Origin of the sequence: Sediminicoccus sp. BL-A-41-H5 (assembly GCF_050632405.1) — a bacterium.
Classification (GTDB): Bacteria; Pseudomonadota; Alphaproteobacteria; order Acetobacterales; family Acetobacteraceae; genus Roseococcus.
This window is the reverse complement of the sequence record NZ_CP192601.1, coordinates 3519407-3543871: the sequence shown is the minus strand read 5'-3', so window position 1 is coordinate 3543871 and position 24465 is coordinate 3519407. Positions and strand designations below refer to the sequence as shown.

Annotated in this window: 26 protein-coding genes; 8 read left to right on the top strand and 18 right to left on the bottom strand. The window is 70.2% G+C overall.

The genetic code is table 11. From position 1 onward, the window contains the following. Positions 1 to 41: 41 nt before the first annotated feature. The 10 genes from ACQ860_RS17340 to ACQ860_RS17295 all read right to left on the bottom strand — a co-directional run bounded on the left by ACQ860_RS17340 (position 42) and on the right by ACQ860_RS17295 (position 10934). Complete coding sequence (locus ACQ860_RS17340) at positions 42 to 1454, bottom strand: DUF1254 domain-containing protein (RefSeq protein ID WP_431304587.1); 1413 nt, start codon at positions 1452 to 1454, stop codon at positions 42 to 44. 153 nt (positions 1455 to 1607) lie between these two features. After that, positions 1608 to 2429, bottom strand: coding sequence for a hypothetical protein (locus ACQ860_RS17335; RefSeq protein WP_431304586.1), 822 nt, complete (start codon positions 2427 to 2429; stop codon positions 1608 to 1610). Between the two features lie 90 nt (positions 2430 to 2519). Beyond that, the gene (locus ACQ860_RS17330) at positions 2520 to 3344 is read right to left on the bottom strand and encodes a hypothetical protein (RefSeq protein ID WP_431304585.1); all 825 of its coding nucleotides are present in this window, start codon (positions 3342 to 3344) and stop codon (positions 2520 to 2522) included. Between the two features lie 8 nt (positions 3345 to 3352). After that, on the bottom strand, positions 3353 to 4912 hold the full coding sequence (locus ACQ860_RS17325) for a hydantoinase B/oxoprolinase family protein (protein WP_431304584.1): 1560 nt from the start codon (positions 4910 to 4912) through the stop codon (positions 3353 to 3355). Beyond that, a complete protein-coding gene (locus tag ACQ860_RS17320) occupies positions 4909 to 6948 on the bottom strand; it encodes a hydantoinase/oxoprolinase family protein (protein ID WP_431304583.1) in 2040 nt (679 codons plus the stop codon). Before ACQ860_RS17320 ends, ACQ860_RS17325 begins: the two co-directional genes overlap by 4 nt. Before the next feature lie 2 nt (positions 6949 to 6950). Beyond that, a complete protein-coding gene (locus ACQ860_RS17315) occupies positions 6951 to 7904 on the bottom strand; it encodes a Bug family tripartite tricarboxylate transporter substrate binding protein (protein WP_431304582.1) in 954 nt (317 codons plus the stop codon). A 3-nt stretch (positions 7905 to 7907) separates the two neighbouring features. After that, positions 7908 to 8552 (bottom strand): hypothetical protein, encoded by a 645-nt coding sequence (locus ACQ860_RS17310; protein WP_431304581.1) that lies wholly within the window; start codon positions 8550 to 8552, stop codon positions 7908 to 7910. An 88-nt stretch (positions 8553 to 8640) separates the two neighbouring features. Next, positions 8641 to 9411: a TorF family putative porin gene (locus ACQ860_RS17305; protein WP_431304580.1), complete on the bottom strand. Its 771-nt coding sequence runs from the start codon at positions 9409 to 9411 to the stop codon at positions 8641 to 8643. A 156-nt stretch (positions 9412 to 9567) separates the two neighbouring features. Next, positions 9568 to 9789, bottom strand: coding sequence for a hypothetical protein (locus ACQ860_RS17300; protein WP_431304579.1), 222 nt, complete (start codon positions 9787 to 9789; stop codon positions 9568 to 9570). Positions 9790 to 9941: 152 nt separating this feature from the next. Further along, positions 9942 to 10934 (bottom strand): Bug family tripartite tricarboxylate transporter substrate binding protein, encoded by a 993-nt coding sequence (locus ACQ860_RS17295; protein WP_431304578.1) that lies wholly within the window; start codon positions 10932 to 10934, stop codon positions 9942 to 9944. A gap of 113 nt (positions 10935 to 11047) precedes the next feature. Here ACQ860_RS17295 and ACQ860_RS17290 point away from each other — a divergent pair, with 113 nt between their 5' ends. From ACQ860_RS17290 to ACQ860_RS17280, 3 genes are read left to right on the top strand one after another with little or no spacing between them, the layout of a single operon-like run. Next, positions 11048 to 11674 (top strand): ribonuclease HII, encoded by a 627-nt coding sequence (locus tag ACQ860_RS17290; RefSeq protein ID WP_431304577.1) that lies wholly within the window; start codon positions 11048 to 11050, stop codon positions 11672 to 11674. 58 nt (positions 11675 to 11732) lie between these two features. Then, positions 11733 to 12812, top strand: a complete 1080-nt coding sequence (locus ACQ860_RS17285) for a site-specific DNA-methyltransferase (RefSeq protein WP_431304576.1) — start codon at positions 11733 to 11735, stop codon at positions 12810 to 12812. Next, positions 12809 to 13282, top strand: a complete 474-nt coding sequence (locus ACQ860_RS17280) for a GNAT family N-acetyltransferase (protein ID WP_431304575.1) — start codon at positions 12809 to 12811, stop codon at positions 13280 to 13282. The genes ACQ860_RS17285 and ACQ860_RS17280 overlap by 4 nt, the downstream gene beginning before the upstream one ends. 3 nt (positions 13283 to 13285) lie before the next feature. On the opposite strand, the gene dnaN is transcribed toward ACQ860_RS17280, so the two are convergent. The 5 genes from dnaN to mutM all read right to left on the bottom strand — a co-directional run bounded on the left by dnaN (position 13286) and on the right by mutM (position 18438). Further along, positions 13286 to 14413, bottom strand: coding sequence for a DNA polymerase III subunit beta (gene dnaN / locus ACQ860_RS17275; protein WP_431304574.1), 1128 nt, complete (start codon positions 14411 to 14413; stop codon positions 13286 to 13288). Between the two features lie 134 nt (positions 14414 to 14547). Beyond that, positions 14548 to 15957, bottom strand: coding sequence for a chromosomal replication initiator protein DnaA (gene dnaA, locus ACQ860_RS17270; RefSeq protein WP_431304573.1), 1410 nt, complete (start codon positions 15955 to 15957; stop codon positions 14548 to 14550). A 338-nt stretch (positions 15958 to 16295) separates the two neighbouring features. After that, a complete protein-coding gene (rpsT, locus tag ACQ860_RS17265) occupies positions 16296 to 16571 on the bottom strand; it encodes a 30S ribosomal protein S20 (protein WP_431304572.1) in 276 nt (91 codons plus the stop codon). A 119-nt stretch (positions 16572 to 16690) separates the two neighbouring features. After that, entirely contained in the window at positions 16691 to 17467 is a 777-nt protein-coding gene (locus ACQ860_RS17260; protein WP_431304571.1) for an enoyl-CoA hydratase, read from the bottom strand. Positions 17468 to 17541: 74 nt separating this feature from the next. Beyond that, positions 17542 to 18438 carry a bifunctional DNA-formamidopyrimidine glycosylase/DNA-(apurinic or apyrimidinic site) lyase gene (gene mutM / locus ACQ860_RS17255; protein ID WP_431305777.1) on the bottom strand — a complete coding sequence of 299 codons (897 nt, stop codon included), beginning with the start codon at positions 18436 to 18438 and terminating at the stop codon, positions 17542 to 17544. A 65-nt stretch (positions 18439 to 18503) separates the two neighbouring features. On the opposite strand from mutM, the gene ACQ860_RS17250 reads away from it, so the two are divergent. From ACQ860_RS17250 to dnaQ, 5 genes are read left to right on the top strand one after another with little or no spacing between them, the layout of a single operon-like run. Beyond that, positions 18504 to 19253, top strand: coding sequence for a class I SAM-dependent methyltransferase (locus ACQ860_RS17250; protein WP_431304570.1), 750 nt, complete (start codon positions 18504 to 18506; stop codon positions 19251 to 19253). A gap of 30 nt (positions 19254 to 19283) precedes the next feature. Then, positions 19284 to 19718, top strand: coding sequence for a PaaI family thioesterase (locus ACQ860_RS17245; RefSeq protein ID WP_431304569.1), 435 nt, complete (start codon positions 19284 to 19286; stop codon positions 19716 to 19718). Continuing rightward, entirely contained in the window at positions 19718 to 20539 is an 822-nt protein-coding gene (locus tag ACQ860_RS17240) for a shikimate dehydrogenase (protein ID WP_431304568.1), read from the top strand. Before ACQ860_RS17245 ends, ACQ860_RS17240 begins: the two co-directional genes overlap by 1 nt. Next, complete coding sequence (gene coaE / locus ACQ860_RS17235; protein WP_431304567.1) at positions 20536 to 21129, top strand: dephospho-CoA kinase; 594 nt, start codon at positions 20536 to 20538, stop codon at positions 21127 to 21129. Before ACQ860_RS17240 ends, coaE begins: the two co-directional genes overlap by 4 nt. Further along, positions 21122 to 21790: a DNA polymerase III subunit epsilon gene (dnaQ, locus tag ACQ860_RS17230; protein WP_431304566.1), complete on the top strand. Its 669-nt coding sequence runs from the start codon at positions 21122 to 21124 to the stop codon at positions 21788 to 21790. Before coaE ends, dnaQ begins: the two co-directional genes overlap by 8 nt. On the opposite strand, the gene ACQ860_RS17225 is transcribed toward dnaQ, so the two are convergent. Genes ACQ860_RS17225 through ACQ860_RS17215 form a run of 3 tightly spaced genes read right to left on the bottom strand, consistent with a single transcriptional unit; the run spans position 21756 to position 24455 of the window. Further along, the gene (locus ACQ860_RS17225; RefSeq protein ID WP_431304565.1) at positions 21756 to 22376 is read right to left on the bottom strand and encodes a sugar transferase; all 621 of its coding nucleotides are present in this window, start codon (positions 22374 to 22376) and stop codon (positions 21756 to 21758) included. The two genes, dnaQ and ACQ860_RS17225, sit on opposite strands and share 35 nt — an antisense overlap. Then, positions 22369 to 23574, bottom strand: a complete 1206-nt coding sequence (locus ACQ860_RS17220) for an O-antigen ligase family protein (protein WP_431304564.1) — start codon at positions 23572 to 23574, stop codon at positions 22369 to 22371. The genes ACQ860_RS17225 and ACQ860_RS17220 overlap by 8 nt, the downstream gene beginning before the upstream one ends. Next, the gene (locus tag ACQ860_RS17215) at positions 23571 to 24455 is read right to left on the bottom strand and encodes a hypothetical protein (protein ID WP_431304563.1); all 885 of its coding nucleotides are present in this window, start codon (positions 24453 to 24455) and stop codon (positions 23571 to 23573) included. The genes ACQ860_RS17220 and ACQ860_RS17215 overlap by 4 nt, the downstream gene beginning before the upstream one ends. Positions 24456 to 24465: the final 10 nt, after the last annotated feature.

The following is a 24465-nucleotide window of genomic DNA, read 5'->3' as shown; positions in this document are numbered from 1 at the left end:
GTGGCTTCACCAAAGGCGTGAATCAGTCTCTCAGCAAAGCCTCAGACCTTGGTGACGGCCGGGATGGTCCAGCTGCCATCCAGGATCGAGGGGTCGTGCTCGCGCGGCCAGTAGAGGCGCATCATCAGCACGAACTTGCCCGCCGGCGCCGGTAGCCAGTTGGACTCGCGATCCGGCCCGGGCGAGGCGTGCTGGATCAGCAGATCCACCGAGCCGTCCGGGTTGCGCTTCAGATCCTGCCGCGCGCTGATCGAGTAGCGGTTGATCGGGTTCGCCACGAAGAAATAGTCGGCGTCGTACATCGTCAGGGACCAGAAGCCGTCCGCGGGCGGCAACTGTCCCGGGGCGAAGCGCATGACGTAACGGTTGGCGCCGCTGTAGTCATGCCCATGCGCATCCTTCTGCGACGTCGGATAGACCGCGTCCTGCGGGCGGTTGGCGCCGAGGCCGATCGCCGTGATCAGCGCGCGCATGAGATAGTCGGTGCCATAGATGCCGGTGCGGGTGGTGAAGGCCCAGCCGTTCTTGTTGTTCACGGCCGGATTGATCCGGAACTGGATCATGATGCGGTCGAAGGAGACGGACGGGATGCGGCTCACGAAATCGGCGCGCAGCTTGCTCGCGTCGAAATCCTGGCCGGGCACCAGGCCGATGCGGGCGAAGCGCGCGACGTGCTCCGCATCGCCCGGGTTGGGCGGGTTCTGCTTCATGAGCTGCGCCAGCAGCGTGAAGTATTCCACCGCGGACATGCGGTTCACCTGGTCACGCACCGCAGTGCGCATGTCGATCGCGGGGTCCACGCGGCCCGGCGGCGGCGTGTAGGGCCGGCCATAGGCGCTGAGCGGCACCAGCGAGACCTGGTCCTGCAGGGCGTGCACCTCGCGGTAATCCTCGGGCGTGCCGGTGCAGTAGATGCGGCCCAGCAGCCAGACGATGTTGGTGCGCGACTTGTATTCGGTGACGCCGGGCGGCAGCGTACCGCGCCAGCCCGGGCCGGTGATGGCATAGACCTGCGGGCCCGTGCCGGTGGTGCGCTTGCCCGGCACCTGGAACACCGTGGTCCAGCCGTCCAGCAGCGGGAACAGCGCGTAGCGCCCCTTCATGTCCGGCAGGGAAAGTACCATCGGCTCCTGCCCCACATCGAAGAAGGAGGTGGTGTAGAGCGTGTCGGCGTTCGGCGCCGTGACGTCACGGAAGCTGGCATTGGGATATTCGCGCAGCTTGATGATGTGGCCCATCGGGCCGCGCGTGCCCTGCACCGCCGGCACGTTGGTGATGATCCGGCGCGTCATCTCCATGGTGACGAGCGGGTAGCCGTAGATATAGGCCTCGCTGGCCAGCCAGAAATCTTCCATCCCCTCGAAGAGGCGAAGGCCTTCGGCGAGCGCGCCCGTGTTGGGCGCCATGCCCATGAGCCCCATGCCGGCAAGGGCCGAGCGGCGGGAGATCGTCATGTGTCTGTCCTTCCTGGTCCTGGCTGGCGCGGCGGGTGCGCACTTACTCCGGGCGGCTTTGCTTGCCATCTCATCCAAACCGAGGATGCAAAACTTGGACAAGCGATACCAATGAAAGCCGCATGGCTTTTTCGCCATTTGGCGACGCGTGGCTCAGCGCGGAAAGAGGAAGGAGACCTGCGCGCGGATCTGCCAGGACGCCACGTTGTCCGGCCGGATCGCGTTGTAATAGGCGCCCAGCTGCGCGTTCACCGCCTGGCCGTGGACGCGGAACACCTGGCCCAGCGCCAGGCCCACCGGCACCGTCCATTGCTGCCCGCTGCGCGCCATCCAATCCGCGGTGATGATGGGCGAGCTGGACAGGTAGGTGCCCGGCGAATGGGGGAAGTTGTAGTTGATGAAGGGCTGCGTGGTGAACATGTTGTACGAATTGGTGCGGTTCCCGCCGAAGGACCAGACGTTGTTCACCAGGGCGCCGATCACCCAGGGCCCGCGCATGGTGAGCGCCACGGCCGAGGGCCCCGCCCCCCAGATATTGCTGCCCAGCGCCTGATCCGTCGTGGTCGGGATCTGCACGATCGGCCCCGCGCCCCAGATCAGGCCATCCATCGGACGCGCGGGGGAGAGGAAGGCGGTGAATTGCGTGGCGCCCAGGCCGAAGGTGGTGCCCTGCCCCGGCATCATCCCCGGCTGCGACATCACCGGCAGGATGGTGCGGGTGATCACGTTCCAGTCGTTGTTGAGCGCGAAGGGCACGACCGGCTGGATGTTGAGGATGTTCTGCGTGTGCTTGCGTGGCCCGGCCTCCAGGTTCGTGTTGTTCTGGAAGGGCAGGCTCGACATGTTGGCGACGGGGTTCTGCACCGCCCGCGCCAGCGCCGCCGCGTCGTTCGGATCATGCGCTGGCTGCGCCAGGGCGGGGAATGCCGCGGCGCACAGCATCGCTGCTGCAGCCCGAAGGAGGGGAACGGCCATCATGCTACACCTCGATGCCAATGCGTCGCGTGCCGCATGTTGCAATGCCAGCATGAACCCGCGCCTTGCGGTGGCGCAAGCCACCCCGCCTCAGCGCGGAAACAGGAAGACGAGCTGGAAGCGGAGCTGCCAGGACGGCGCGTTGTCCGGCCGGATGACGTTGTAGTAGGCGCCGAGATTGGCGTTCATCGCCTGGCCGGAGACACGGAACACCTGCCCCAGCGCCAGGCCCACCGGCACCGTCCAGCGCTGCCCCGGGGGTGCGAGCCAATCCGCCGTGATGAGGGGCTGGGTCGAGAGATAGGTGCCCGGCGATCGCGCAAAATTGTAGTTGATGAGCGGCTGGAAGGTGAATGTGTTGTAGGCGTCCTGCGGCCCGCCGCCGAAGGACCAGACATTGTTCAGCAGCGTGCCCACCACCCAGGGCCCGCGCATGGCGAGCGCGATGCCCGAGGGCCCGGCGCCCCAGACACGGCTGCCCAGCGCGGGCTGCGTCACGCTCGGTGCCTGCACCAGCACGCCCGCCCCCCAGCCGATGCCATCCGTCTGCCGCACCGGCGAGAGGAAGAAGGAGCCTTGCGTGGCGCCCAGGCCGAAGCTGCCGCCCTGCCCCGGAGAGAGGCCGGGCTGGGAGGTGACGGGGAAGACGGTGCGGGTGATCAGGTTCCAGTCGTCATTGATCCCGAAGGGCAGCACCGGCTGGATGTTGAGGATGTTCCCGGCCTGCTTGCGCGGCCCCTCGCCGAAGTTGGTGTTGTTCTGGAAGGGCACGCTATAGACCTTGGCGAGCGGATTCTGCGCGATGCGCGCCAGCGCCCCCAGGCTCTGCGGGTCCGGCGGGGCCTCACGCGCGGCGACGGGCAGGCCCGAGACCGCGAGGAAGGCCGCGAGGACCAGGCTGCGCCATTGCGGCAAGCGCGGCCTCACTCCGTCTCGGGCGGATGCATGCCGCCGCCGCCCGGCATCTCGACGATCAGCCGATCCCCCGCCGGGATGACCTGGAAGCCCTTGGCCTTCAGCGTGGCCCCCGATGCCAGGCGCACCACGCCGCGCGCACCATCCTGGCCGCCATGGCGGCCACGCGCGGGATGGTGCACGCGCTCGAAGGTCGCGAAGATGCCGAAGGCCTCGCCATGGCGATGCGCCACTTCCATGATCTGCCCGTCGCCACCGCGGTAGCGGCCCGCTCCGCCTGAGCCGTCGCGCAGATCCTTCCGCCAGACGACGATGGGCGCCACCGTCTCCGTCACCTCCACCGGCACATTCTTCACGCCCGACGGGTAGGGCGTGGCCGAGAGCCCATCCTGCGCGGGGCGCGCGCCGGCGCCGCCGGAGTGGAACATCGTCACCATGAAGGGGCGCGGCGTCGCGCCCGTCAGCCCCTGGCCGGCACCGAGCTTGAGGTTCCAGAGGTTCGATGTGCCCTCTGCCGGCACGCGGCCGGGCAGCGCCTGGTCGAGCGCGCCGAAGACCACGTCGGGCAGCATGTGGCCCATGGTGCTGCGCGCATTCACCGCCGCGGGCGAGAGCGCGTTGAGGATGCTGCCCTCCGGCGCCGTCACGCGGATCAGGTCGAGCGTGCCGGCGTTGTTCGGGATCTCGGGGCCGATGATGCAGCGGATGCCGAAGGCGGTATAGGCATCGGTGTAGCAGAGCGGGCAGTTGATCCCGTAGCCGCTCTGCGCCGAGGTGCCGGCATAGTCCACGGCGATGTGGTCATCCGCGATGGTGAGCGTGGCGTGGAGATCGATGGGCGCCTCCATGCCGTCGATGCGCATGTGGCTTTTCCAGCTGCCCTTGGGCAGCTTCGCGATCTCGGCCCGCATCGCGGCTTCGGAGCGCGCGATGATGTGCGCGCCCAGCACTTCGAGGTCATCCAGCCCGTTCTCGGCCAGCATGGCGGAGAGGCGGCGCTCGCCCGTCTCGTTGCAGGCCATCAGCGCGTAGAGATCACCCTCCACCTGCACCGGTTCGCGCACATTCACGCGGATGAGGTTGACCAGCCAGGGGTCCACCACGCCCTGGCGCGCCAGCGGCATGATGGGAATGCGCAGCCCCTCGTGGAACACCTGGCGGCCATCGGGCGAAAGGCCGATGCCGCCGATATCCACCACATGCACCGTGCAGGAAAACAGCCCGACTAGCTTGCCCCTGTGGAAGGCGGGCGAGGTGACGACGACGTCGTAGAGATGGCCTGTGCCGAGCCAGGGATCATTGGTGATGTAGTGGTCACCCTCGCGCATGCTCTCGGCGGGAATGGCAGCCAGAAAATGCTTCACGCTGCGCGCCATGGAATTCACATGGCCCGGCGTGCCGGTGACGGCCTGGGCCAGCATGCGCCCCTCGACATCGAAGACGCCGGCGGAGATGTCGCCCGCCTCGCGCGCGCTGGTGGAGAAGGCGGTGCGGACCAGGGTGCGCGCCTGCTCCTCCACCACGGAGAGCAGGCGGTTCCACATCACCTGGAGACGGATGTCGTTCATGGTGCGAACTCCAGCACGATCTGCTCGGCCGCGTTGATGCTGGCGGACCAGCCGGCGGGGACCACGGTGGTGGTCTCATCCTCGATGATGAGGGCGGGACCCGGCACGCGGGCGCCGGGCTTCAGCGCATCGCGCGGCTGGATGGCGGCGGGCGCGGTCAGGCCCGTGGCCGGATCCACCAGGGCGCGGTGTTGCGCGGCGGGCGGCGCATCCTGCGGCGCTACTTCGCTCAGGCGCTGCGGCGGCGCCAGCGGGCTGGAGAGCGCCAGCGCCCAGGTCATCACCTCGGGCTGGAGGCCCGGGATGGCGCGGCCGAAGATGCCGCGATAGGCGGCGGTGAAGGCCTCATGCAGCGCGGCGGCGCCGATGCCCGCCGTGATGGGCACGGCGATCTCATGCCCCTGGCCGCGATAGCGCATGAAGGCGGTGCGGGCCTCGACCAGGCCCTCGCGGGGCGCGGCCTGGAGGACGACCTCCTCCGCCTCGCGCCGCATCTCGGCGAACATCGCCTCCAGCGCCGCCTCCTCCAGCGCATCGAGCCGCGTGTAGCGCGTGCGCACCACCTCGAAGCCGATGGGCGCCTGGAGGAAGCCATGCGCGGAGCCCACGCCCGCGCCACGCGGCACCAGCACCCGCGTGATGCCGAGCTTCTGCGCGAGGCGCGCGGCATGCAGCGGCGCCGCGCCACCGAAGGCGATCATGGTGCGGCCGGCCGTGTCCTCGCCATTCTCGACCGCGTGCACGCGGGCCGCGCTGGCCATGGTTTCGTCCACGATCTCGGCCACACCCACCGGCGCATCGGCGCCGAGCGGCGCGAAGGCGGTGCGCGCCGCGCCCTCATCCAGCGGGATGGTGCCCCCCGCGAACATCTTCGGGTCCAACCGGCCCAGCAGCAGATCGGCGTCGGTGACGGTGGGCGCCACGCCGCCGAGCCCGTAGCAGGCCGGGCCGGGCGCGCTGCCGGCGGAATCGGGGCCGACCTGAATGCGGCCCAGCCCGTCACGCCGCGCGATGGAACCACCGCCCGCGCCGATCTCCACCAGCTCGATCACCGGGATGCGGATGGGCAGCCCACTGCCCTGCACGAAGCGATAGGCGCGCGCCACCTCGAAGCTGCGCGCCATGTGGAAGCTGCCATCGTCAATGAGCGTGAGCTTCGCCGTGGTGCCGCCCATGTCGAAGGCCAGCACGCGGTTCAGGCCGTTCTGCGCCGCGACATGGCGCGCCAGGATGGCGCCACCCGCCGGGCCGCTCTCGACGAGGCGCACCGGAAAGCGCCGCGCGGCGGCGACGGTGCAGAGCCCGCCGGAGGACATCATCATCAGCACGGGGGCCGCGATGCCCTGCGCGCGCAACCCGTCTTCCAGCCGCGCGAGATAGCCATCCATCAGCGGCCGCACATAGGCGTTGGCCAGCGTTGTGCTGGCGCGGTCATATTCACGCACCTCGGGGCAGACCTCGCAGGAGAGCGAGAGCGAGACCCCGGGAAGCAGCGCGCCCAGGATCTCCGCCGCGCGGCGCTCATGCGCGTCATTCGTGAAGCTGTGCAGGAAGCAGATGGCGAGTGCGGTCACGCCATCCGCGCGCGCCTGCAGCGCCACCTGATGAAGCGCAGCCTCGTCCAGCGGCAGCAGCACGCCGCCATCGGCCGCGATTCGCTCGGGCACGGTGTAGCGCAGCGCGCGGGGCGCCAGCGGCGGCGGGCGCTCCATCGTCAGATCGTATTGGGCGAAGCGATGCTCGTAGGCGATCTCGACGCTGTCGCGGAAACCCTGCGTGGTGAGCAGCGCGGTGCGCGCGCCCTTGCGCTCGATCAGCGCATTGGTGGCCAGCGTCGTGCCGTGCAGCACCAGCGAAAGCGCGGAAGCTTCGACGCCGGCAGAAGCCAGCAGGAGCCGGGCGCCCTCCAGGACCGCGCGCTCCGGCGCGTCGGGCGTGGTCAGCAGCTTGTGCGAATGCGTGCGGTGCGGGGTTTCCAGGACGAGGTCGGTGAAGGTCCCGCCGATATCCACGGCGAGGCGGTGGGCTGACGGCACGCTCAATCCCCGATCCTGATGTTCCCGGTCCGCACCACCCGCGCCCAGGTCTCGCTGTCGGCGCGCAGGAAGGCCAGGTAGTCGGCGCGCGACAGGGTGGCGGGATGCAGCCCGGCCTCGTCGAAGCGGCGCTTCGTGTCAGGCTCGGCCATCACGCGCAGCACCTGGGCGTTGATCGCATCCAGCAGCGCATCGGGCGTGCCGGCGGGTGCGGCCAGGCCATACCAGTTCTCGGCGACATAGCCGGGCACCGCCTCGATCGCGGCGGGCGTATTGGGCAGGAGCGGCCAGCGCTCGGGCGAGGTCACGGCCATGGCGCGCGCCTGGCCGCCCTGGATGAGGCCGAGCGTGGCCGGGTCGCCGTAATAGGCATCCACCACGCGGGCGGCGAGGTCATTCAGCGCGGGGCCCGTGCCGCGATAGGGCACGTGCTCGATGGAGACGCCGGCGAGCTGGTTGAACAGCTCCCCCGCCAGGTGCTGGCTGGTGCCCGGGCCGCCGCTCGCGTAGCGCAGGCCGCCGCGGCGGGCGAGGGCGAGGAATTCGGCGAGGTTCGCGGCCGGCAGGTCGGTCCGGACCGCCAGGATGAACGGCATCCGCACCAGCCGCGTGACGTGCCCAAGCCCGAGGGCGTCATAGGGCAGGCGGCGCAGATGCGGCCCGGCGGTGATGGTGCCGGCACCGGTCAGCGAGAGGGTGTAGCCATCGGGTGTGGCGCGCGACATGGCTTCCACGCCGATCACGCCGCCCGCGCCGCCGCGGTTCTCCACGACCATGGTCTGGCCCGTGGCCCGGCCCAGGGGCTCGGCCAGCAGGCGGGCGGTCAGATCCACACCGCCGCCCGGCGGGAAGGGCGCGATGAGGCGCACGGGGCGGTTGGGCCAGGGGGCCGGTTGCGCGCGGGCGATGGCCGGCGTGGCGAGAAGGGCGGCGAGGCCGCGGCGGGAGAGGTTCATGGCTCAGCGTCCCGGCATGTTGAGGCCGGGCGGCGGGATGGCCGTGCCGCGCGGCATGCCCCCCGCGCCGATCTGCGCGGGCGGCGGGAGTTGCAGGTTCTGGTAGCCCGAGGGGCGCTGGAAGCGTGATGCCTCCTGCGGGCCGAAGCTCACCTGGGTGGCTTCCAGCAGGCCCGGCACCGGGCCCGTGGCACTGCGCGAGAGGGTCTCGCTGCGCAGCATCACGCCATCGGCGGTGAGGCAGATGCGCGCCGCCTGGCCGTCATCCTCGACGCGCCAGTTCACGCAATTCGTGTCGGCGATGCGGGCCGGGCCTTCGCGGGTGAAGCGGGCCTCGGCGCGGGGTGCCATGCGGGCGGCAATCTGGCTGGCCGGCATGTCCAGGATCATGCGCTGCGCCGCCATCGCCATGAAGGCGGTACCCGCGCCCATGTCGAGCACGATGAAGCCCTGCCCGCCCGGCATGTCCATCCGCATCAGGCGGCGGGCGGCGAGCCAGGACATTCGCATCTCGCCTGGCGGCGCGCCCTCGGCGGCAACGCGATAGGTGACGGCGACGTCACGCGTGGAGGTGAGGGTGGGGCGATCCTGCGCCGCGGCGGGACCGCCGATGGCGATCAGGAGGAAAAGGAGTGACGCGGGTTTCATGAACCAGCCTTCCAGAGAGGAAGGGGAAGCCTCCGCCCGCGTCACGGTCGGGTCAACACCCGGCACGAGGGCCGGGTGCTCGCCACGCTCAGAACCGGAAGGCGATGGAGCCCAGGGCGCGCGCGCTGCAGATGTTCTGCGCCGTGCCGTAGATGCAGTCCTGCTTGCTGATCGAGGTGTCGTAGTAGCCGACGCTCGCCACGATGGTGCCGATGTTCTCGATCGCGAACTCGCGGGTAAGGACGACGGACCACCAGGCATAGTCGGGCGTGCCGAAGACCTGGTTGCGCTGGATCCACTGATAGCCGAGGCGGCCGCCGAGCGTCAGGTCCCAGACGCCGGTCTTCCAGTCGGCACCGCCCTCGACATAGAAGCCGTCGCCCGAGCGGCCGAAGAAGTTGGGCGAATAGTTGAACGCGCCCAGCAGGTTCACCGGGCCGATCTCATAGGTCGCCTTGGCGTAGATTTCGGCATAATCCAGGACAGGGGAGACGCCCCCTGGCGGGCGGGTATAGCCCGGGTAAAGGTAGCCGATGCCGCCGAAATCCAGGTTCACGCCGCCCAGCGTGATGCGATAGCCACCATAGACGTCCACCTCCTGCCGGGCGTCCAGGCCCTGGAAGCTGACATTGGAGATGAAGCCGCCAACATAGACGCCGCTGGTGTGCACCGCCTCGGATGCCGCCTGATAGGCCATGCGCGAGCGCGTCTGGCTGATGCCGCGGAACAGGTAGTCGCTGGCATAGGTGCCGGTGGTGGTGAGCGTGAGACCGCTCTCGCCCAGCGTGATCTGGGCCTGGGCCGGCGGCGTGAGGGAAAGCCCCGCGATGGTCGCCGCAGCAAGGAGAAGGATGCGCATGCTCGGATGCCCCCGAATGTGAATTGCGATGATGCACCGCAATATGGGGGCAAGATTTCACGAATTCGAACACATCAGAAGAACATGAATTGGGCATACGGCATGAAATCGTCGCAATCTTGCTGATATTGCCCACTAATCAGGCGAATGCCTGGATCAGACGCGCATATCGAGCAGCGATCCGCGCGGCAGGGGCTTGCTGGGCGCGGGGGGCACGGCCTCCAGACGACGCTGGGCGATGGGCTCGGCCTGCATCGCCGCCCCCTCGCCCGGCATCTGGCGACGGATGGCGCTGGCCTCGGCCACGGGGCGTTCGGGCAGGCGGTTCTGGGGCGCGACCTCCTTGGCGAAGGCGGCGAGGGAATTGGTGGTGATCATGCGCACCACCTGCCACCGCAAGGATGAAGGCTTCGTAAACCGCGACGCGGATTTCGATCCGGCGCCGGCGATGAGGCGGTTGCTGATCATGCCCGGGACCATGGGGCCCCGGGCCGTTAACACTCCAGCAACCTATGGATGTATTCTGAAGATCACTCGACGCGGATGTTCTTCTCGTTCACCAGTTGCGCCCACTGCACGCGCTCCCGCGCGGCGAAGGCGGCCAGTTCCTCCGGCGTCGAGGGCTCGGCCGCGCCCGCCTGCTGGCGAAAGACGGCCAGCGTCTGCTCGTTGCGCATGCCCTCGCGCACGGCGGCGTTGAGGCGCGCGATGATCGGCGCCGGCGTCCGCGCCGGCGCGTAGAGCGCAAGCCAGAGGCCGGTCGCCAGCGGCACGCCGAGTTCGCTCAGCGTCGGCACATTGGGGGTGAGCTCGATGCGCGTCGGATGGGCCAGCGCCAGGATGCGGGCGCGGTTGTCCAGCGCCAGGCTGTTGGCGCCGCCCACCGGCAGCATCATGGAATCGACCTGCCCCGAAGCGACGGCCTGCATGCCGGGCGCCTGCGCGGCAAAGGGCACATGCAGCTTCTCGAAGCGCTCAGCGCGGGCCACGAATTCGAACGCCAGGTGCGAGGAGGAGCCGACACCCCAGGAGGCATGGCTGAGGCGCCCGGCCTCGCGCCGCGCCTCCCGGATGAAGCTCGCGTAATCCGTGATCTCGCGGCGATGCGCGCCCACCATCAGCGCGAAGGGCACGCGCGTCACCATCGAGATGGGCATGAAGTCGTTCTCGTCGCTATAGGGCAGCGAGCGGAAGGTGGAGCGGTTGATGGCGAAGGTGTCGGTGATCCCCATGGTGATGGTGGTGCCATCGGCCGGGGCGCGGGCGGCGACCAGCGTACCCACCGTGCCATTGGCCCCCGGGCGGTTCTCGACCACCACGGGCTGGCCCAGCGCGCCCTGGAGGCCGACCGCCATGCCGCGGCTGATGACATCCGTGATGCCGCCCGCCGCATAGGGAACGATGATGCGAATGGGACGGTCCGGCCAGTTGGCCGGCAGCGCCGGTTGAGCCAGGGCGGATTTGCCGGCAAGCAAGCCGGTGGCGCTGGCGGCCAACAGGCCGCGGCGGGAAGTCGGAAGCATGGATGTCTCCAGGATGGATTATTAGTTAACGAAAAGTCATGTAGAAATGTTCATATTCCTTCGCAATAGGATTTCGGCTTCGTCACAATTCGTGATCGCGGCAAGGTGGCTCCATGCCTGACTTCAGCCTTGAGGAGGCAGCGGGCGGGCTCGTCGCCGGGCTGGACGAGGCGGGGCGCGGCCCCCTCGCCGGCCCCGTGATCGCCGCCGCGGTCGTCTTTCTCCGCCCCTGCCCCCCCGCGCTCGCCGCCCTGCTGGATGACAGCAAGCGCCTGAAGGAGGCCGCACGCCGTGGCGCCGCGCTTGCCCTGCGCGCGGCCGAACGCGAGGGCATCCTGGCACTGGCGATGGGCGGCGCATCGGCGGCGGAAATCGGGCGGATCAACATCCTTGCCGCCTCGCTCCTGGCCATGCGGCGCGCACTCCTGCGCTTGCCCGTGACACCCGACCTCGCCCTGGTGGACGGTAACCGCCCGCCCGCCCTGCCCTGCCCGGTTCGCTGCGTGGTGGGCGGCGACGGGCTCAGCCTCTCCATCGCCGCCGCCTCCATCCTGGCGAAGACGCTGCGCGATGCGGGGATGGCGCGGCTCGATGCGCGCTGGCCGGCCTATGGCTTCGCGCGGCACCAGGGCTATCCCACCGCGCAGCATCGCCAGGCCCTGCTGGAGCACGGCCCCAGCCCGCATCACCGGCGCGGCTTCGGCCCCGTGGAAGAGGCCTGGGCACGGCGCCGCTGTTGACGGCGCGACTCCGCGTCACGCATGTTCAGGCCTTCGATTCGCAAGGGAATGCTTCGACTTGGGCGCTGGCCTCGAGATACCGCTCGACAGGATTCTCCTGGGCGACTGCATCGAGACGCTGCGCGCGCTGCCGCCCGCCTCGGTCCATGCCGTCTTCGCCGACCCGCCCTACAACCTCCAGCTCCGCGGCACGCTGCACCGGCCCGATCACAGCCTGGTGGATGCGGTGGATGACGCCTGGGACCAGTTCACCGATTTCGCGGCCTATGACGCCTTCACCCGCGAATGGCTCACCGAATGCCGCCGCGTGCTGCGCAAGGACGGCACACTCTGGCTCATCGGCAGCTACCACAACATCTTCCGCCTCGGTACCGCGCTGCAGGATCTCGGCTTCTGGATCCTGAACGACGTCATCTGGCGCAAGGCGAACCCGATGCCGAATTTCCGCGGCCGGCGCTTCACCAACGCGCATGAGACGCTGATCTGGGCCGCCCGCAGCGAGGACGCGAAATACCGCTTCAACTACGCGGCGATGAAGGCGCTGAACGATGACCTGCAGATGCGCAGCGACTGGTACATCCCGCTCTGCACCGGCCATGAACGCCTGCGCGACGAGGCCGGCAACAAGCTGCACCCGACGCAGAAGCCCGAGGCGCTGCTGCACCGCGTGATCCTCTCCTGCACGCAGAAGGGCGATGTGATCCTCGATCCCTTCAGCGGTTCGGGCACCACGGGCGCGGTGGCCAAGCGGCTCGGCCGGCGCTTCATCGGCATCGAGCGCGACCCCACCTATGCCGCCGCCGCCGAGCGCCGCATCGCCGCGATCCAGCCGCTCGGCGATGTCGAGACGGCGCCCACGCCGACCCGCAAGGAGCAGCCGCGCATCGCCTTCGGCAGCCTGGTGGAGCGCGGCCTGGTGCAGCCCGGCGCCACCCTGACCGACCGGCATCGCCGCTGGGCGGCGCAGGTCTTCGCCGATGGCACCATCGCCTGCGGCACGGCGCGCGGCTCCATCCATGGCGTGGGGGCCGCGGTGCAGGAGGCGCCCTCCTGCAATGGCTGGACCTTCTGGCACCTGGTGCAGGGCGACGGCTCGCTGAAGCTGCTCGACCTCTTCCGCACCGAGCTGGCCGGGTGAAGATCCACACGGGCTGGTTCCCTGGCGTGGTGGGCGACATCGCCGCGCTGCATGCCCGCCACTATGCCGCGAGCCACGGCTTCGGCGCCGTCTTCGAAGCCAAGGTGGCCCGCGAGTTGGGCGCATTCCTCACCAAGCCGAAGACGCCGGGCGATTTCTTCCGCGGCGTGGAGCGGGATGGCCGGGCGCTCGGCTCCGTGGCGGTGGAGGATGAGGGCGACGGCCTCGGCCATCTGCGCTGGTTCATCCTCGATGCGTCGCTCCGCGGCGGCGGTCTCGGCCGGCGGCTGCTGGGCGAGGCGCTGGACCACGCGCGGGCGCGAAGCTTCACGCGCATCTATCTCTGGACGCTGGACGGACTGCCGGCGGCCGCCCGCCTCTATGCCGAGGCGGGCTTCATGGAGGTGGAGCGGCTGACCGCCACCCAATGGGGCAAGGCCGTCACCGAACTCCGGTTGGAATGGTCCTGAGCGTCAGACCCGCATCGGCATCAGGACGTAGAGCGCGTCGTCATCCGCCGCGTCCTGCACCACGGTGGGCGCGCTGCCGTCGGAGAATTTGAAGCGCAGCGTCTCACCCACCTGCTCGGTGATGTCATTCAGGTAGCGCGCCTGGAAGCCGATCTCGATGGGCGAGGCGGCATAGGTGACCAGCCCCTCGTCCAGCTCCTCCCGCGCTTCGCCCTGCTCGGCGCTGGAGGCGGTGAGCAGCAGGTTGTCGCTGGAGATGCTGAGCTTCACCGGGCGCGAACGCTCGCTGGAGATGGCGGCGACGCGACCCACGGCCTGCGCGAAGGCCTGGGTCCCGACTTCCATCACCTTGTCGTTGTTGCGCGGGATCACGCGCTCATAATCGGGGAAGGTGCCGTCGATCAGCTTGCTGGTCAGGGTGACGGTGCCGACGCGGAAGCTGATCTTGGTGTCCGAGAGGCGGAACTCGACCTCGTCGCGCGTTTCTTCCGCGAGCTTGTTCAGCTCGTTCACGGTCTTGCGCGGGATGATGACGCCGGGCATGGTCGAGGCGCCGTCCGGCAGGTCGGTCTCGACGCGGGCGAGGCGGTGGCCGTCGGTGGCGGCGGCGCGCAGCTTGCGGCCCGAGGCGTCCTCGGCGACGTGCAGGTAGATGCCGTTCAGGTAGTAGCGGGTTTCCTCGGTGCTGATCGCGAAGCGCGTGCGGGCGATCATGCCGCGCAGCTTGGCCGCTTCCAGCTTGAACTGGTGGGGCAGCGCGCCCTCGGTCATCGAGGGGAAGTCTTCCACGGGCAGCACCGGCAGGCTGGTGCTGAAACGCCCGGCGCGCAGCGTCAGCGGCGCGTCGCCGCCCTTGTGGTCGAGCTCGACGGTGGCGCCATCCGGCAGCTTGCGGACGATTTCATAGAGGGTCGCCGCCGGCGCTGTGGTGCGGCCGGGGCGTGCCACCTGCACGCCGGGGACTTCCTCGACGATGGCGATTTCCATGTCGGTCGCGGTGAGGCGGAGCGCGCCATCCTTCGCATCGAGCAGGATATTGGCCAGGATGGGGATGGTGTTCCGGCGCTCGACCACGGATTGCGTGTGCCCGAGGGCCTTGAGCAGGATGGCGCGCTCGACGCTGAACTTCATCTCTCCCGGTCCCTTGCTGTCCGATGGCGCGAATCGCCGCGCAATACGGGGATTTCTGTAGCATCCCGGCAGGAACGGTCAAAGCGAGGGTGCAGGGAACGAGTTCCCTGCCGGGGTCTGAGGGGCGGCGCCCCTCACATCTCCAGCATCTTCCGGAGCAAGGTCACGTCCTCCGCGAATGCGGGATCCTCGGCCATCAGCTCCGTGATCTTGTTGACGGCGTGCAACACCGTCGTGTGGTCCCGGTTGCCGAAGCGCCGGCCGATCTCGGGCAGCGAGCGGGAGGTGAGCTGCTTGGCCAGATACATCGCCACCTGCCGCGGGCGCGCCACGGCGCGGGAGCGGCGGGCCGAGGCCATCTCCGTCAGGCGGATATTGTAGTGCTCGGCCACCTTGCGCTGGATGTCGTCGATCGAGAGACGCTTGTCATGCGCGCGCAGGATGTCCGAAAGGACTTCCGGCACGGATTCCAGCGTGACGGGCCGCCCGAAGAGCTTGGCATGGGCGACGACGCGGTTCAGCGCGCCCTCGAGGTCGCGGACGTTGGAGGCGATCTTTCGGGCCAGCAACTCCTGCACGCGGGGCGGGACTTCCACGCCGGCGAGGCTGGCCTTGGACTGGAGGATGGAGAGCCGGAGTTCGTAGGTGGTCGCGTGCAGGTCGGCCACGATGCCGCCGGAGAGGCGGGTGCGCAGGCGGTCCTCGATGCCGGAGAGGTCGTTCGGCGCCTTGTCGGCCGAGATGATGATCTGCTTGCCGGCGTCGATCAGCGCATTGAAGGTGTGGAAGAACTCCTCCTGCGTGTTGTCCTTGCCGATCAGGAACTGCAGGTCATCCACCATCAGCACATGGACCGAGCGCAGCTGGGTCTTGAACTCCATGGTGTTGTGGCTGCGGAGCGCCGCGATGAAGCGATACATGAACTTCTCGGCCGACATGTAGGCGACGGAGAGGTTCGGATCGCGCTCCCTGAGCGACCACGCGATGGCATGCATCAGGTGCGTCTTGCCCAGGCCCACGCCGCCATAGAGGAAGAGCGGGTTGAAGCCGGCCTGGGCGGGCTTTTCCGCCACGCGGCGGGCGCAGGCATGGGCGAATTCATTGGGCTTGCCGACGACGAAGCTGTCGAAGGTGAAGCGCGGGTCGAGCGGCACCAGCCAGTCGTTGCGGACGGGCTCGGCCGCTGCGGCGGGGACGCTGGGGGCAAGGCTCTCGGCGAGCGGCGAGGCCTCAGCCACTTCCTGCTCGAGCGCGGGCTTCTCGGCGCGGGCGGCGGCCTGCACGCGCAGCTCCACCAGGCGGACGCCGGGCATCTCGGCCTGGCAGAGCAGGCGCAGGCGGTCCCCGTAGTGGTCGCGCACCCAGTCCCGCAGGAAGCGGGTGGGAAGATGGATGAGGACGGTATCCCCCTCGACCCCGGCCAGGCTCATCTGCCGCAGCCAGTTCCGGTACTCGACGTCACCAACCTCCTGGCGGAGGCGTGTGCGGACGCGGGCCCAGCAGGCGGCGATTTTTCCGGCATTGGGCGGGGGGGTCTCGCCCATTTCCTGATCCATCCCTGTCCTCAGTCTCTCAACGCGTTCCTCGGGGGAGGCCGCATATTGGTTGCTCGTTTTGAGGGCGGGGCCGCCCGGTATTCGACACTGGCAAACTCAACACCGACCTTGCCGCCCCGCTGCGTGAGCGTCACGGCAACCTGGAAACGTTACCGCGAGTTTCAGCCGAGCTTGAAGCCGTTCAGGCGCCATTTATGAAAAACACGCCCAGTGTGACAAACAAGTCGCTATGCGATGACGTTCAACCACAAGAAAAAGCTCCGCCATGGGAAGAATTGCCTCCCCTCGGCAGAGCCGTTTCAATTGTCAGTAAAGTAACGGTGCGCTCAGGCCGAGGCGGTGTTCAGCGCCTTGATGCGGGCCGAGAGGCGCGACATCTTGCGGGCCACGGTGTTGCGATGGAGCACACCCTTGGTCACGGCCGTCTGCATTTCCGGCTGGGCGGACTGGAAGGCCGCGGCCGCCTGGGCCTTGTCACCACCGGCGATCGCCAGCTCGACCTTGCGCAGGAAGGTGCGCACGCGCGAACGGCGCATGCGGTTGCGCTCGGTGCGCTTCTCGGTCTGGCGGATGCGCTTGCGCGCGGAAGCATTGTTGGCCATGGGCGGTGTGATGCGATCGCTGCTGGAGTGAATGACAGGGGCGGGCAGAACCGCCCGAGGAGGGGAGGGTCTAAGCCCCCGCCCCCCTCATCGTCAAGCCGGGATGTATGAATCCCGCTTCACCGGTTGCGGAAGGCCGGCTTGCGCTTCTCGGCGAAGGCCGACATGCCCTCCTTCTGATCCTCGGTCGCGAAGAGCGAATAGAAGATCTTGCGCTCGAAGCGCACGCCCTCGGCCAGCGTCGTCTCAAAGGCGACGTTCACGGCTTCCTTGGCGATGGCGACGGCGGGGCCGGAGAGGCTCGCGATCTTCTCGCCAACCTTCATGGCTTCCGCCATGAGCTGATCCAGCGGCACCACGCGGGCGACAAGCCCCGAACGCTCGGCCTCGGCCGCGTCCATCATCCGGGCGGTGAGCACCAGGTCCATCGCCTTGGCCTTGCCGATGGCGCGCGTCAGGCGCTGGGTGCCGCCCGCACCGGGGATGATGCCGAGGTTGATCTCGGGCTGGCCGAATTTCGCGTTGTCGGCCGCGATGATCATGTCGCACATCATCGCCAGCTCGCAGCCGCCGCCCAGCGCGAAGCCCGCCACCGCCGCGATGACCGGCTTCTTGATCTTCGTCACGGCCTCCCAGCGGGCGGTGATGAAATCCTCGAAATAGACGGCGGGATACGTCCGGTCCTTCATCTCCTTGATGTCGGCGCCGGCGGCAAAGGCCTTTTCCGATCCGGTCAGGATGATGGCGGCGATGGCGGGGTCGGCGTCGAAGCCGCGCAGCGCCTCGCCCAGCTCGCCCATCAGCTGGTCACAGAGCGCGTTCAGCGCCTGCGGCCGGTTCAGCCGGATCACGGCGACGGCGCCTTGCGTCTCGGTCAGGATCATCTCGTAGGCCATGATCGGCAGTCCCTCATGTTTTGCGCGGCCGATTCAGACCTGCGGGCCATGTGGCCCTCCGGTCATCGGACGCATCAGCGTTGATGTTTCGGGCAGTAGAAGGTGGATCGGCCCGACTGCACAAGCCGGGTGATCCCCGGGCAGCCGGGCGGGCCCGGGCAGCGGGCGCAGGGCTGGCCCGCGCGGTCATAGACGTCGAAGCGCTCCTGGAAGACGCCGAGTTCCCCATCCGCCCGCACATAGTCGCGCAGGCTCGATCCGCCGGCCGCGATGGCCTCGGTCAGGACCGAGGTGATGGCGGGCACCAGCCGCTCCGCCCGGGCGCCGGGGATGGTGGCCGCCAGCCGGCGGGGCGAGATGCCGGCGCGGTAGAGCGCCTCGCTCACATAGATGTTGCCGAGGCCGGCCACCACCTTCTGGTCGAGCAGTGCGGCCTTGATGGGGGTGATCTTGCCGCTCAGCGCCGCCTCCAGCGCGGCCACGGTGAAGCCGGGCTCCAGCGGCTCCGGCCCCAGGCCGGCCAGCAGCTTGTGGCTCTCCTCCGCCCCGCGGGGCACCAGGTCCACGCAGCCGAAGCGGCGCGGGTCCACGAAGCCGACGCGCCAGCCGCCTTCCGTCTCCATCACCAGGTGCTCATGCGCCTCGGGCGGCTGGTTGTGGCCGCGGGCATCGCTGGCCAGGCCCTGCGGAGCCAGGCGGGGCACGAGGGCGGCGTCCCGGTGCCGCGCCACCATCCGGCCGGACATGCCGAGATGGATCAGCACGCTGTCCCGCCCTTCCAGGCGCATCAGCATGTATTTCCCGCGCCGCCGGAAGCCCGCCACGCGCGCCCCGGTCAGGCTGGCCGTGAGCCCGGCAGGGAAGGGCCAGCGCAGCCCGGCGCGGCGCGTCTCGGCATGGCGGATCACCTGGCCGTCCAGCACGGAAGCGAGGCCGCGCATCACGGTCTCGACCTCGGGCAATTCGGGGATGGCGGCCTCCTCTTTCTGGCCTCCCCCGCATGGCAGATTCGCCCTGTTGCCGCTATACCCGCCCGATGACCGAGAACCCCGAGACCACCGCCGATTTCGGCTTCCGCACCGTCGCCGCCGAGGAGAAGGCGGGGCTGGTGCGCGAGGTCTTCGACAGTGTCGCCCCCCGCTACGACGTGATGAACGACCTGATGTCGCTCGGCCTGCACCGGGCCTGGAAGCGCATCTTCGTCAACGCCATCCAGCCCCGGCCGGGCGAGACGCTGCTCGACCTCGCGGGCGGCACGGGGGACATCTCCTTCCTGGCGCTGGAGCGCGGCGCGGGGCGCGTCATCTGCTCGGACATCAATGCCGAGATGCTCGCGGTCGGCCAGTCGCGCGCCCTCAAGAAGGGGCTCGCGCGCGGCCTTTCCTTCCTCTGCGCCGATGCGGAGCACATCCCCCTGCCGGATGCGAGCGTCGAGAAGGTCAGCATGGCCTTCGGCCTGCGCAACTGCACCGACAAGGACGCGGTGCTGCGCGAGGTGCGGCGCGTGCTGCGCCCGGGCGGCCGCTTCCATTGCCTGGAATTCTCGCGCCTGGAGGTGGCGGCGCTGGCGCCGCTCTATGACGCCTGGTCCTTCAAGGCACTGCCCGCGCTGGGCGGCCGCATCGCGCAGGATGCGGAGAGCTACCGCTACCTCGCCGAGAGCATCCGCATGTTCCCCGACCAGGCGACGCTGACCGGCATGATGACGGCGGCCGGCCTCGAGCGCGTGCAGCACCGCAATCTCTCGGGCGGCATCGTCGCCATCCATACGGGCTGGCGCCTCTGACGCGCGCGCCCCCCCCAGAAAGACCGGACCATGAGCATGCCCCATCGTGACCTCCAGGCCCGCATCGAGGCGAGCTTCGCCCAGCAGGGGCTGATGCGCGTGATCGAGGCGCGCATCGCCTCCGTCTCGCCGGGCCGCTGCGTGATCGAGGCGCCCTTCCGCAAGACCATGACGCAGCAGCAGGGCTTCCTGCATGCCGGCGTGCTGACCACGCTGGCCGACAATGCCTGCGGCTACGCCACCCTCTCCCTGCTGCCGCCGGGGCAGGAGGTGCTGACGGCGGAGCTGAAGGTCAACTTCCTGCGCCCCGCGCGCGGCGTGCTCGCCATCGCCCGCGCCGAGGTGCTGAAGCTCGGCCGCACGCTCACCGTGGCCCGCGCCGAGGTCTGGATGCGCGCCGAGGATGGCTCCGAGAGCCTCTGCGCCGCCATGCAGGCGACGCTGGTTCCCTCGTTGACCGGCTGATGCTCACCGGGAAGGCCATGCTGGCGGGCGTGACGGGCTGGCCCGTCTCCCATTCGCGCTCGCCGCTGCTGCATGGCACCTGGATTGCGCGGCACGCGCTGGATGCGGCCTATGTGCCGCTGCCCATCGCGCCGGAGAATTTCGCCACCGCCGTGCGCGGGCTGATGGCGGCCGGCTTCCGCGGCATGAACGTCACCATCCCGCACAAGGAGGCCGCCTTCGCGGTCTGCGACGAGGTGCTGCCGCGCGCGCATCGCGCCGGCGCGGTGAACACGCTGGTCTTCCGCGAGGGGCGGATCATCGGCGATTGCACGGATGGCTTCGGCTTCCTTGCCTCCCTGCCCGATTACGACCCGCGGCGCGGCCCGGCGGTCATCCTGGGCGCAGGCGGTGCTGCGCGGGCCATCGCCGCCGCGCTGCTCGATGCGGGCTGCCCGCATCTGACGCTGGTGAACCGCACGCCCGAGCGCGCCGAGGCGCTGGCGCAGGCGCTGGGCGGGCCGTTGCATGTCAGCGCCGCGCCACCGCTGGAAGGGGCCGCGCTGCTGGTGAACAGCACGAGCCTCGGCATGGCGGGCCAGCCGCCGCTGGAGCTGGATCTCTCGCCCCTGCCCGATCACGCGCTGGTGGCCGACATCGTCTATGTCCCGCTGGAGACCAGGCTTCTCGCCGCCGCGCGCGCGCGCGGACTGACCGGCGTGGATGGGTTGGGGATGCTGCTGCACCAGGCGCGGCCGGGCTTCGAGGCGTGGTTCGGCGTGGCGCCCGTGGTGGATGAGGAACTGCGCCGCATCGTCGCCGCGGATATCCCCGCGCGATGAAAATCTGGGGCCTCACCGGCAGCATCGGCATGGGCAAGTCCACCGCGGCTGGCACCTTTCAGCGCCTGCGCGTGCCCGTCTTCGACGCCGATGCCGCGGTGCATGCGCTGCAGGCCAAGGGCGGCCGCGCCGTGCGGCCCATCGCCCGCGCCTTCCCGGGCAGCGAGCGCGAGGGTGCGACGGATCGCGAGGCGCTGCGCCGCGCCGTGCTCGGCCAGCCCGAGGCGCTGAAGCGGCTGGAGCGCATCATCCACCCGCTGGTGCGGGACGAGCAGGCGCGCTTCCTCAAGCGCTGGCGCGGGCGCGGCGCGCGCCTCGTCGTGCTCGACATCCCGCTGCTCTACGAGACGCGGCGAGACCTGCGCGAATTCGACAAGATCCTCGTCGTCTCCGCACCCGCCGCCGTGCAGCGCCGCCGCGTGCTGCTGCGCCCGGGCATGACCGAGGCGCGGCTCGACGCCATCCTCGCGCGGCAGATGCCCGATGCCGAGAAGCGCCGCCGCGCCGATGTGGTGATCCCGACCGGCCTCTCGCGCCGCCACGCCCAGGCCCGCGTGCGGCGCCTGGTCCAGGCTCAGCGCGATGCGTGAGGTCGTCCTCGACACCGAGACCACGGGCTTCGAGCCGCTGGAGGGCCATCGCGTCATCGAGGTCGCGGCGATCGAGATCGTGAACCTCATGCCCACGGGCAAGGTCTTCCACACGCTGGTGGACCCGGAGCGTGACGTGCCGCCGGAAGCGACCCGCGTGCATGGCTTCACCCGCGCCGACCTGGAAGGCAAGCCGCGCTTCGCCGACATCGCCGATGCGATGCTGGAATTCCTGGGCGACAGCCCCATCGTCGCGCACAATGCGCCCTTCGACTTCAAGCACCTGGATGCGGAGCTGTTCCGCTGCAAGCGGCCAACGCTCGACCCCGCGCGGATGGTGGACAGCCTCGCGCTGGCGCGCATCGCCTTCCCCGGCGCGCAGAACAGCCTCGATGCGCTCTGCCGCCGCTACAACATCGATCTCTCGCAGCGCACGACGCACAATGCGCTGCTCGACGTGAAGCTGCTGGCCGAGGTCTATCTCGAGCTGAAGGGCGGGCGGCAGCCGGGGCTGGTGCTCGGCGCGGCACCCGTGGTGCAGACCATCCTGCGCGAGGCCGGCGCGCCGCGCACGCCGCGCCCCATGCAGCCCACGCCCGAGCAGGAGGAGGCCTTCCAGGCCTTCCTCACGAAGCTGAAGGACCCCCTCTGGCTGAAGTGAGCGGCGCCATGGTCGCCTCGCCCGGCGCATGCGCGCCGCGGCCGGTGAGCAGCAGCCAGGCGCAGCGCGCCAGGATGACAAGGTCGCCGCGGAGCGTGACGCGCTCCACATAGCGCGCATCCCATTCGAGCCGCGCGGGCCAGGGCACGGCATTGCGCCCTTCCGCCTGCGCGAGGCCGCACAGGCCGGGGCGCACCGAGAGCCGCAGCGCCTCCCGCGCGGTGTAGAGCGGCACATAGTCCAGCGGCAGCGGACGCGGGCCGACCAGCGACATCTCGCCGCGCAGCACCTGCCAAAGCTGGGGCAGCTCATCCAGCGCGAGCGCCCGGATGGCACGCCCGAAGCGCGAGAGGCGCAGCAGGTCGCTGCCCGGGCCGCGCGCCATGCTGCGGAACTTCACGATGCGGAAAGCTGCGCCACCCCGCCCCGCGCGCCATTCGTGGAAGAGCACAGGCGAGCCCAGCATGAGCCGCACCGCGAGCGCCGTGGCGAGGAGCAGCGGCAGCACAGCCAGCAGCAGCAGCGCCGCGCCCGCGATGTCGAAGACCCGCTTGCCCCAGCGCGCATAGGCGCCGCGCTCAGCCATCCCGCGCCTCCACACCGAGCGAAAGCACGAGGCCGAGCGCGAACCACACCATGCGGTTGCCAAGGTCGGTCGAGACCATCGCCGTCATCGCGATGGGCAGGGTGAGCGCCAGGATCAGCGCCGCGCGCTCCGGCGCCACGCGCGGCAGCCGGGCCAGCGCCAGCAGGACCGCGCCCCCGAAGGCCGCGAGCCAGAGCAGCAGGCCGACCGCGCCGCCCTCCACCAGCGCCTCGATCGCGTGGTTGTGCGGGTGCAGTCCGCGATCCTGGCCGACGCCGATGGCTGGCGGAAAACCACCCGGGCCCAGGCCCGCCACGCCGGCGAGGCGCCAGGCCTCGCCCCAGAGGATGTCGCGCGCGGAATCCTGGCCGCCATCGGGGCGGAAGAAGCGTTCCAGCGTGGCGAGATCCTCGGCCCGCCCGGGGTCGAGCAGAAGCAGACCGAGCCCCGCCGCGCCGCCCCCCGCGACCAGGATGATCCAGCCCAGCGCCGGCGCCACGCGGCCGCGCAGCAGCCAGCGCAGGGCGGGGGCCAGGGCCACCACGGCGCAGAGCTCCACCAGGGCCGCGCGCCCGCCCGGCAGCAGAACGCCGACCGTCAGCGCCACCAGCAGCGCGAGCCAGAACATCGCCCGCCAGCCGCGCGCCGCCGTGGCCCGCAGCGCGACCAGCCCTGCGGCACAGGCGATGGCGAGGCCCGCCACCTGGTATTGCACCCGGACACGCGAGGGGTCCGCCCCCACCTGCCCGCCCAGCACCACGGCATCCGTCGCGAGACCCCAGGCGATGGAGGCCGCGACGAAGGCGCCGAGCGCGATCACCGCCGCCGCGAAGACCCGCCGCGCCGCGGGATCGGCGCCGATCAGCAGGCCCAGCAGCAGCATCAGCGGCCCGGCCAGCACCACCTCCGGCAGGCGGTCCGACACGCCCTCGCCCCAGGGGCTCCAGGCGGCGGCCAGCACCCACCAGGCCCAGAGCAGCCCGCAGGCGGCGAGCGGGGGGCCGAGCGCGCGCGACAGCAGCCAGGCGCGGCCGAGCAGCAGCAGCGGCAGCAGCCCCAGCAGGGCCAGCAGCGCCAGCAGCGTGATGTCAAAGGGCAGCGCCGCCACCGCCTGGGTGGATTTCAGCGCGCCGGCGAAATGCAGCACCGCGCCGGCCAGCCCCGCCAGCGCGGCGAAGAGCGGCGCCGTCCGGATCATGCGCCGTCGCCGCCGGGCAGGCGCGTCAGCATCGGCTCCTTGCGGGGCGCCGCGGGCTCGGCGGGCGGGCGCCAGGTGGGGGCCAGGCCGGCCGGCAAGGGCGGCCGCAGCAGGATGCGGCAGGTGACCGCAAGCAGCACGGCACCGGGGATGACGATCGCCAGCAGCACCAGCAGCAGCGGCCGGTTGGGCACCGAGGGCCGGATCTCCACCATCGGCACGGAGACGAGGCGCGCCGCCGCCGCCTCATCCGCCGCCACCACCAGCGCCGCGCGCTGCTGCTGCGCCAACAGGTCATAGAGGCTGTTGCGGAGGAAGAGATCGGGCTCGATCCGCAACCGCGCCTCGAGCGCGGCGATGCGGCGCCCGGCCAGTTCGGCCAGCGTCTCGCGCACCCGGCTCTCGGCCTGGGCATGCAGGCGCTGCAGCAGGTCGAGCGCGGAATCCCGGTCCCGGTGGACCAGTTCCAGCGTCCATGTGACGGAGGTGAGCGAGGGGGTGGCGGCGAAATTGCGCTCCAGGAAGCTCAGCGCGTCATCCGAGTCGGCCACGAGGCGCAGGCCGAGCAGGCGGCGGACCGGCCCGAGCGGGAGCGCGGCCCGGCGCGCCTCGATCTGCGCCAGCAGCGGCGTGTCGCGCGCCAGGACAGCCGCCGCTTCGGGCGCGCGCAAGGCCGCCAGATAGACCGCGAAATTGCCGCCCGGCCGCTGGTCGAGCAGGGAGGGCTGCAGGAAGGGTGAAGGCGTGAGCAGCGAGGAGGTGGCGATCCCCGTCGTCTCGGAGGGCGCCACGATGGCGGTGGCGACATAGCTGCGCGGCCAGTTCCAGACCAGCGTGGCTGCCAGGGCATAGACCAGGGCACAACACAGCAGGACGCCCATGCGCTGGCGC